This is a genomic window from Testudinibacter crocodili (assembly GCF_006228025.1).
Taxonomy (GTDB): Bacteria; Pseudomonadota; Gammaproteobacteria; order Enterobacterales; family Pasteurellaceae; genus Chelonobacter.
The window spans coordinates 47,154-56,223 of record NZ_VDHF01000078.1 but is presented as its reverse complement, the minus strand read 5'-3'; the positions used below and the strand labels follow the sequence as shown (position 1 = coordinate 56,223).

Sequence of the window (9,070 nt, the reverse complement as noted above, 5' to 3'; positions counted from 1 at the left end):
GCCTAGATTGTGCTCATTTTAAAACAACAACTCAAAATATAAACAAAGATCAACAGACCCTAGGCTCTGTTGAAATTTTATTGCGCTTTTTCCTTTATGCTTTGTCGACTTATTGATACAATTTGCGCTATCTTTTAACTAAATGACTTTGAAGCAGAAAAATAATGACCAAGAAAAAACCAAAAGTCGGTTCCAACACCATCTCCCTCAATAAAAGAGCGCGCCACGACTATTTTATTGAAGAAGAGATCGAAGCCGGTTTGTCGCTGCAAGGCTGGGAAGTCAAGTCAATGCGTGCCGGCAAAGCAAATATCAGTGACAGTTATGTAATTTTCAAAGACGGTGAAGCCTATCTGTTCGGTGCAATGATCACCCCGTTGAATGTTGCCTCTACCCATGTGGTCGCTGATCCGACCCGCACCCGCAAATTGCTGCTCAGCAAACGAGAGCTGGACAATTTGTTCGGCAAAGCCAACCGTGACGGCTTCACCATCGTCGCCCTCTCCTTATATTGGAAAAATGCTTGGGCAAAAGTCAAAATCGGCTTGGCAAAAGGTAAAAAGCAACATGATAAGCGTGATGCGATCCAAGACCGAGAATGGCAGCGCACGAAAGAACGGATTATGAAACACAGCAGTAGAGGTTAATTATCTAACTGATGGAAAGATTGAAGCCAAATCTGTAACCCAGATTTGGCTTTTTTATCGATATCAAATTGAATTAGGGCTAGACTAAAAACTGAGTCACCAGCCGTTTCGGGTGAATCACGCTGTATTGGTCCACTTCTGCCACGCCTAAAAAACGCCCTTGATCGCTGTACAACCGCACTTGCCCTTGTAGCTGTTGCGGATTATCAAAACGCAGCCGCTGCCCAAAGCTGATTGCTCGGGTCTGTTCTGGGTTCAGATCGATTTTTGCCAAGTTTGCCACCGCAGTATCTGCCGCCAACAAATGTTGATCCAATAAGTTCAACGCTTGCTGTTCCGCCAGTTGTTGCAGGGTCTGCAGCGTCACCATCGACTGGGTTGGGTAATTCGCCACCGCACTTCGGTGCAACACGGTAACGTGTGCGCCACAGCCGAGAAATTCACCGAGATCGTCAATCAAAGTCCGAATATAAGTACCTTTTGAACAATGTACCTCAAGGGTTAAAAATGGCGCTTGATAATCAATAAATTCCAATTCAAAAATCGTAATCGGGCGAGCTTCACGTTCAACCGTAATGCCGGCACGGGCATATTCGTACAACGGTTTGCCTTGGTGTTTCAAGGCCGAAAACATGGTCGGCACTTGTTGCAACTCACCACGGAAGTGCGGTAGCGCCGCCAAAATGTGCTCCAGACCGCACTTGACTTCACGCTCGGCAACCACTTGTCCTTCGGCGTCGGAGGTGTCGGTGCGCTCTCCCAATTTTGCGGTGACACGATAGCGTTTATCAGCATCCAACAGAAATTGAGAAAACTTGGTCGCTTCGCCCAAGCAGATCGGCAACATTCCGGTTGCCAGCGGATCCAAAGCACCGGTATGCCCGGCTTTATTGGCTTGATACAGACGTTTGACTTTCTGCAACAGATCGTTGGAGCTCAACCCTTGTGGTTTATCGAGCAGCACGATACCGTCAATATCACGCCCTCGTTTTCTTGGTTTAGACACAATTTTTCCGTTTATTCACTATCATCTTTATGTTTGGCTTTGTCTTCATTCAACACTTGGCTGACTAAGTTTGACATCCGCATCCCTTCGACCAACGAATTGTCGTATTCAAAACGCAATTCCGGTACAATTCGCAACCGCATCGCCTTGCCAAGTAATGAACGAATATAACCGGACGCCTGATGCAGCCCTTCCATACCATTTTTTACCGCTTCCTGATCTTGATCGAACAAGAACGTGACAAATACTTTGGCATACACCAAATCACGCGAAAGCTCTACATCAGACACGGTTACCATGCCGATACGCGGATCTTTCACTTCACGCTGCAAAATTACTGCGATCTCTTTTTTTATCTCTTGCGCCACTCGCTGCGAACGGCTAAATTCTCTCGCCATTTTATTTTCCTTTGTTTATGCAAAAGGCGATCAAATGATCGCCTCGGTTTCTTGACAAAGATATTTGATGAGGCAACGTAGGGGCAGATTGTATATCCGCCCCTACTTTTGTCATAACGCTCGTATTATTATGATACGATTAAATACTGCGCTTAACCTCAATCGTTTCAAATACTTCAATTTGGTCGCCGACGCGAACATCATTGTAGTTTTTAACCCCGATACCGCACTCCATGCCGTTACGCACTTCGTTGACATCATCTTTAAAGCGACGTAATGATTCCAGTTCACCTTCATAGATCACCACGTTATCACGCAGAACCCGAATCGGATTATTACGTTTCACCACCCCTTCTGTGACCATACAACCAGCAATCGCACCCAGTTTAGGTGATTTGAATACATCACGCACTTCTGCCAAGCCGATAATTTGCTGCTTGAATTCCGGCGCCAACATGCCACTCATCGCGGCTTTCACTTCGTTGATCAAATCATAGATCACCGAGTAATAACGCAAATCGATATTTTCCGATTCCACCACACGGCGGGCAGAAGCATCGGCACGCACATTGAAACCAACCAGAATCGCATTCGACGCTGCTGCCAAGGTTGCATCGGTTTCTGAGATTCCACCAACACCGGAGCCAACAATTTTCACTTTCACTTCATCGGTCGACAATTCAACCAAGGATTGGCAAATTGCTTCGACCGAACCTTGAACATCGGCTTTCACCACAATATTCACTTCGGCAACATCGCCTTCGGTCATGTTGGTAAACATATTTTCCAACTTGGCTTTTTGCTGACGAGCCAGTTTTACTTCACGGAATTTTCCTTGGCGGTGCAATGCCACTTCGCGCGCTTTTTTCTCGTCACGCACTACCGTCGCTTCATCACCGGCTGATGGTACGCCGGAAAGTCCCAAAATTTCGACCGGAATAGATGGACCAGCTTCGGCAATTTCTTTACCGTTTTCATCACGCATCGCACGCACACGACCATATTCCAAACCGCACAGGACAATATCGCCACGACGCAAGGTACCGGATTGAATCAGCACGGTTGCAACCGGACCACGCCCTTTATCCAGATAAGACTCAATCACCACACCACTTGCCATTGCCTCGGTGACGGCGGTCAGTTCCAACACTTCTGACTGCACCAAAATCGCATCCAGCAACTCATCAATCCCCAAGCCTTTTTTAGCGGAAACATGGATAAATTGCGTATCGCCGCCCCACTCTTCGGAAATAACATCATATTGTGATAATTCATTTTTGACACGATCTGGATCAGCTTCCGGTTTATCAATTTTATTCACCGCCACCACCAACGGCACTTTTGCCGCTTTGGCGTGTTGAATCGCTTCGATAGTTTGTGGCATCACACCGTCATCAGACGCTACCACCAATACCACGATATCGGTGGCTTTGGCACCACGCGCCCGCATCGAAGTAAACGCAGCGTGTCCCGGTGTATCCAAGAAGGTGATCATGCCGTTATCGGTTTCAACATGATAAGCCCCGATATGTTGGGTAATCCCGCCGGCTTCACCGGAAGCCACTTTGGTTTTGCGGATATAATCCAACAATGAGGTTTTACCATGGTCAACGTGTCCCATAATGGTCACCACTGGCGCACGGTTGACTTCCACCGCAGTGCTGTCACGATCACTGAGCAACGACTCTTCCAGTTCGTTCTCACGGCGCAACATCACTTTATGCCCCATCTCTTCCGCCACCAGTTGCGCAGTCTCTTGATCGATCACCTGATTAATAGTCGCCATAGCGCCCATGCCCATCATGGTTTTGATCACTTCCGTGGCTTTCACTGCCATTTTTGCCGCCAATTCGCCGACAGTAATGGTTTCACCTATCACCACTTCACGGTTAACCGGTTGTGCCGGTTTGGTGAACTCTTGCTGTAGCGAGCTGCCACGGCGTTGATTTTTGCCACCTTTGATATTTTTCTGATTGCGGCGATTGGCTTCGCGCTCAGTTTTGGTGCTTTTATCATCATCACGACCGCCTTTTTTGGCTTTTTTCGCACGACCACGCCCTTCTTTACGCAGTTCTTCCTCACTTTCCGCTTCTTGGGCGTAACGTGAAGTCAGATGCAGATCGGTGAAGCTTTCGGTTTTTGGTTGCTCTTCTTTATGATGAGCGCTCAATTCCGCTAGCTTACGCGCTTCTTCTGCGGCTTTACGTGCTTTCTCTTCTGCTTTTTGTTGTGCCAACGCTTCGGCTTTACGGCGCAATTCGGCTTCTTGAGCTTTTAATTTCTCTTTTTCCGGATCGGTTTTCTTGCTCTCTTTGGCTTCAACCGCACTTTGTTCAGCTTTAGCCGCCGCTTCTTGTCGTGCTTTCTGTTGTGCTTCACGTTTGGCTTTTTCTTCCGCTTCCCGTTTTGCTCGCAGTTCAGCTTCTGCTTTGGCTTTCTGTTCGGCTTCACGTTTTGCCGCAGCTTCTGCTTCCAGACGAGCTTGCTCTTCGGCTTTTTGTTTCGCGATATCCTCAGCAGATGTCGGAGTAAAGGTTCGTTTTTTCCGCACTTCTACCTGAACTTCCTTGTTTTTACCACCGGAACCGGCGATTTTCAAGGTGCTGCGCTCTTTTTTCTGTAGCGTTAATTTTTTTGGTTTAACGCCTTCGCCACTCAACGATTTCAACAACTGTCGTTCTTCTTCTGCCGTAATCGGATCGCTCTCAAGTTTTTTGATCCCGGCATCAGATAATTGTTTTAATAACTGTTCAAGCGGGGTGCTAATCTCATTAGCAAGCTGTTTAACTGTTTTACTCATCTATTCCCCCTCAATTTACTCTGCGCCAAACCAGCAGATATTTCTCGCTGCCATAATCAATGTTGCAGCTTTTTCTTCGCTTAATTCTTCGATATCGGATAAATCGTCAACACTCTGTTCTGCCAACTCTTCCAAATTGGTAATCCCTTTTTCAGCAAACTTAAAGGCTAAATGGCGATCCATACCGTCCAATTCCAGTAATTCCGGCTGAATATTTGACTGCGACAACTTTTCCTGTTCGGTCAACGCAATGGTAGTTAACGCACTTTTCGCGCGATCACGCAGCTCTTCGATCAAATCTTCATCCATGCCATCAATTTCCATCAAATCATCGGTCGGCACATAGGCGATTTGCTCCAGTGAGGTGAAGCCTTCATCAACCAACAACTCAGCAAAGTCTTCATCGATATCCAGATGTTGCACAAACAGATTCAATGATTTGCTGGTTTCCTGCTGATGTTTCTCGTTCAGCTCTTCAGTGGTCATCACATTCAGTGTCCAACCGGTCAACTGGGTTGCCAAGCGTACATTCTGACCGTTACGACCGATGGCTTGTGCTAAATTCGCTGACTCTACTGCGATGTCCATCGAATGTTTATCTTCATCGACCACAATCGAGCTGACATCGGCAGGTGCCATCGCATTAATCACAAATTGCGCCGGATTGTCATCCCATAATACGATATCGACACGCTCACCACCCAATTCATTGGTGATCGCCTGCACCCGAGCCCCACGCATACCGACACAAGCCCCGACCGGATCAATTCGGCGGTCGTTGCTTTTCACTGCAATTTTAGCGCGTGATCCCGGATCGCGAGCCGCACCTTTGATTTCAATCAGCTCTTCGCCGATTTCCGGCACTTCGATACGGAACAGTTCAATGATCATTTCCGGTTTAGCACGCGTAACGAACAGCTGTGCGCCTTTGGACTCTGGTTTAATTTGATACAACACACCACGCACCCGATCGCCCGGGCGGAAATTTTCACGCGGCAGCATATCTTCTTTCATAATCACGGCTTCCGCTTGGTTGCCCAAATCCAGTTGAATCACATCACGGCTGACTTTTTTCACCACACCGGTGACGATTTCCCCCTCTTGGCTACGGAACTGCTCTAGCACTTTGTTTCTTTCCGCTTCACGAATTTTGCTGCTGATCACTTGGCGTGCGGTCTGCATCGTGATGCGGTCAAAAGCAATGGATTCGATTTCATCTTCAATGAATTCGCCCAACTGAATTTCCGGCTCTTCGTAACGCGCAGCCTCCAAAGTAATCTCTTTGGTTGGCGCAGTGACTTCTTCGACCACTAACCAACGGCGGAAGGTTTCAAAATCGCCGGTTTTACGGTCAATAACCACACGCACATCGATATCCATTTCATGTTTTTTCTTGGTCGAAATTGCCAAAGCATTTTCCAACGCATCAAAAATCTTTTCACGCGGTAATAATCTTTCGTTAGATACGGCTTCGGCCGCTAATAAAATTTCTTTACTCATTTTCGCCTCTGTCTACATCACCGCACTTTGCTGTGCCATGATCAAAATTAATCTTCAAATTTATAAACAATATTGCCTTTTTGGATATTCCCAAAGGCAAATACTTGCGGGTTGCCATCCACGGTCAGGGTAATCACATCGCCTGCAACACCGTCCAGTTTGCCGGTCCATTTACGGCGATCCAACACCGGCACACGCAAATGTACGCTGACCTCTTGTCCGATAAAACGCTGATAATGCGCTAAGCTGAACAGCGGTCTGTCCAATCCCGGCGATGACACTTCCAAATTATATTTGTCGGCGATCAAATCTTCGACATCCATAATCGCACTGACTTGGCGGCTGACATCGGCACAATCATCAACACTCACGCCGCCGTCTTTATCAATATAGACTCGCACCGTCAGAAAACGACCGCTGCGTTGGCACTCAATGCCGACCAACTCACAATTCAGTGCCTCAATGGAATCCTGTACCAATTCCTGTATTTTTTGTTCCAATGTTGCCAAGACAACCCCCAATCAAGAAAACGATTTATTGAAAAATAAGATATAAAAAAAGGGCTGACAGCCCGTTTCAAAATGGTTCAGCCAAGGCTAAACAGTCAAAATTATTGCACAAAAAAACCCCATATCGGGGCTTTGTAGGCTAGAACCGGAAGCTGATGTTTTTGTTTTAAAACCGCTAAAACAAAGCACCCGTTGCGTTTTGGCTTTACATTGAAACTTGAGCTGAAAGCAAATTTCAATTGGTTGCGGGGGCTGGATTTGAACCAACGACCTTCGGGTTATGAGCCCGACGAGCTACCAAGCTGCTCCACCCCGCGTCCGAAAATATGGGCGTATTGTAATGAGTTAAACCAGAAATAGCAAGTTTTCCGTCAATAAAAAGCGCTGAAATCCAAATTCAATCCGATTATTACCTCAACAGCACACAAAAGTGCGCTACCTTTAAAGCCCGATGCCACCGGAAATCCCGATTTGACCGCCAATACCAATGCTACCGCCACCAACACCGCCGCTGATACTGCCATTGTTGCAAGCCGCCAACCCCAGCGCTAACACAACGATTAAAATCCATTTCATTTATTCACCTCTTGCTTGCCATTATTCTTTTGCCAATACTCAAAAAGCTTTAAACCTGCCAGCAGATCTTTGCCAGCAATCGAATAAAACGGTTTAAATAACGGATATAAAAAACGGTATTTATGTAATATCTGCAATGCATATTGCCAATTTTGCTCACCGTTTGCCTGCTGACAATAGCGGGATACCGCACTTTCAACCATTTGCTGAGGCAAACTGTTACGATAAAGATCGTGAATAAAAATAATCAAATCTCTGGCTTTATTCCACTGCAAACGGTCGATATTCAACGTTGATTCGAAATCAATAAACCGCACTTTGCCATTTTCCCAGCCGATATCCCGTGTTGCCGGACGACCATGCACCAGATCCAAAGCATGCAATTCTGCCAAAGCGATTGCACAATCATTGATGATCTGCTGTTTTTGTTGTTGGTCACAGGCAGAATTTTGCAGCCATTGATCGACCGTTGCGCCAACATCCTTCAGCACCAAATAATCATCGTCCCACGCCACCAGCTCGGCACAAGGCGCCCCCACTTTATTCAGGTATTGCAGCGCCTGAATTTCTTGCGCCAGCGCCCGCTGCGGATTCGCTTTCAAAATACGCATAAATCCAGTACTTTTTTCCGCTTGTTTCAGCCAATATTTCTGATGGCCAACATCGAACGCAACGACACGTTCACCTCGATTGGCATTTAACACTTGCACAATAGTTTGCTGTAAATTTGTCATTATCATTTTTCAAAAAGGCAAAGAGCGGTTGGCACTCCGAACCGCTCTTTTATATTCCCATCCGGTTTAGATAAATTATTTTTGAATTAAACTCAGCAACACGACACGCTCACCCTGTAGTTGACAATCCATATTGTAATACTGGTTGCCATTCAAACGTACATCTGCGGTCAAGCGACTGGTGCTGCCGGCTTTATTCGGTGAGCTGCGAAATACCCGTTTGGTCGATGCCACTTGTTGAATTTTGGCAATACACAAATAATTTAGCTTAGCATCGCCACCGGTTCTGATCGATCCGACCGAGCGATCCGCTGAATTGCTGCTCAACATTGCGGCTAATTTTTTGCCAGTGGCATTCAATTCCTGCTGTTTTTTCGCCAGCGCTTCAGCCGACAATGACAAAGCATTACCGCTAGAATTTAACGCAGTGATCAATTTTCCAGCTGCATCAAATTCGTAACTGCCCTCGGCATCTTGTACCCCATACAGTTTTCCTGCTTTATAAAAAACTTTACGCTCACCTTTTTCACCCTGCTGCAACACATAGCTGAGTGAACCACCATTGAAATAAGCTTTATACATCTCTTTATTCAATTGGTACTGAAAGCTGTTTTGATTAGCCGCCGCTTGCTCCAACTGAGCAAAAGACTGATTCAACACTGATTGAGCCGATGTTGAACTTGTGCCGCTTTGATCGGTCAAATGACTACAAGCGGTCAATGCTAACACCGCAGACAGCACTGCTGTTTTTATAAGAGAGTTTTTCATAGAATTCCTTATTTTATTTGAAACGGATTCATTGAGAATCACTTAATGAAAAATAGATTGGCTCAAAACCAAGTGATTAAAATTTATTCACAAAATAGAAAAATTGCTTCATTCTATCGTTTTTTTTCACTG

9 protein-coding genes and 1 tRNA gene are annotated in these 9,070 nt (G+C 46.1%); 1 reads left to right on the top strand and 9 read right to left on the bottom strand.

Annotation, left to right across the window (positions count from 1 at the left end):
- The first annotated feature begins 164 nt into the window (after positions 1-164).
- On the top strand, positions 165-647 hold the full coding sequence (gene smpB / locus FHQ23_RS08970; RefSeq protein WP_139614027.1) for an SsrA-binding protein SmpB: 483 nt from the start codon (positions 165-167) through the stop codon (positions 645-647).
- A gap of 79 nt (positions 648-726) precedes the next feature.
- Here smpB and truB read toward each other — a convergent pair whose 3' ends face one another.
- The 9 genes from truB to FHQ23_RS08930 form a co-directional block, all read right to left on the bottom strand.
- Positions 727-1,653, bottom strand: a complete 927-nt coding sequence (gene truB, locus FHQ23_RS08965; RefSeq protein ID WP_139614026.1) for a tRNA pseudouridine(55) synthase TruB — start codon at positions 1,651-1,653, stop codon at positions 727-729.
- A gap of 11 nt (positions 1,654-1,664) precedes the next feature.
- Positions 1,665-2,051, bottom strand: a complete 387-nt coding sequence (rbfA, locus tag FHQ23_RS08960) for a 30S ribosome-binding factor RbfA (protein WP_139614025.1) — start codon at positions 2,049-2,051, stop codon at positions 1,665-1,667.
- A gap of 139 nt (positions 2,052-2,190) precedes the next feature.
- Positions 2,191-4,851: a translation initiation factor IF-2 gene (gene infB / locus FHQ23_RS08955; RefSeq protein WP_139614024.1), complete on the bottom strand. Its 2,661-nt coding sequence runs from the start codon at positions 4,849-4,851 to the stop codon at positions 2,191-2,193.
- 15 nt (positions 4,852-4,866) lie between these two features.
- Positions 4,867-6,351 (bottom strand): transcription termination factor NusA, encoded by a 1,485-nt coding sequence (gene nusA / locus FHQ23_RS08950; protein WP_139614023.1) that lies wholly within the window; start codon positions 6,349-6,351, stop codon positions 4,867-4,869.
- A gap of 47 nt (positions 6,352-6,398) precedes the next feature.
- Positions 6,399-6,860 (bottom strand): ribosome maturation factor RimP, encoded by a 462-nt coding sequence (gene rimP / locus FHQ23_RS08945; protein WP_139614022.1) that lies wholly within the window; start codon positions 6,858-6,860, stop codon positions 6,399-6,401.
- Positions 6,861-7,100: 240 nt separating this feature from the next.
- A tRNA-Met gene (locus FHQ23_RS08940) sits at positions 7,101-7,177 on the bottom strand.
- A gap of 124 nt (positions 7,178-7,301) precedes the next feature.
- Entirely contained in the window at positions 7,302-7,436 is a 135-nt protein-coding gene (locus tag FHQ23_RS12595) for a hypothetical protein (protein ID WP_267963674.1), read from the bottom strand.
- On the bottom strand, positions 7,433-8,170 hold the full coding sequence (locus tag FHQ23_RS08935) for a phosphotransferase (RefSeq protein WP_176552291.1): 738 nt from the start codon (positions 8,168-8,170) through the stop codon (positions 7,433-7,435). The genes FHQ23_RS12595 and FHQ23_RS08935 overlap by 4 nt, the downstream gene beginning before the upstream one ends.
- 75 nt (positions 8,171-8,245) lie before the next feature.
- On the bottom strand, positions 8,246-8,938 hold the full coding sequence (locus tag FHQ23_RS08930) for a hypothetical protein (protein WP_139614020.1): 693 nt from the start codon (positions 8,936-8,938) through the stop codon (positions 8,246-8,248).
- Positions 8,939-9,070: the final 132 nt, after the last annotated feature.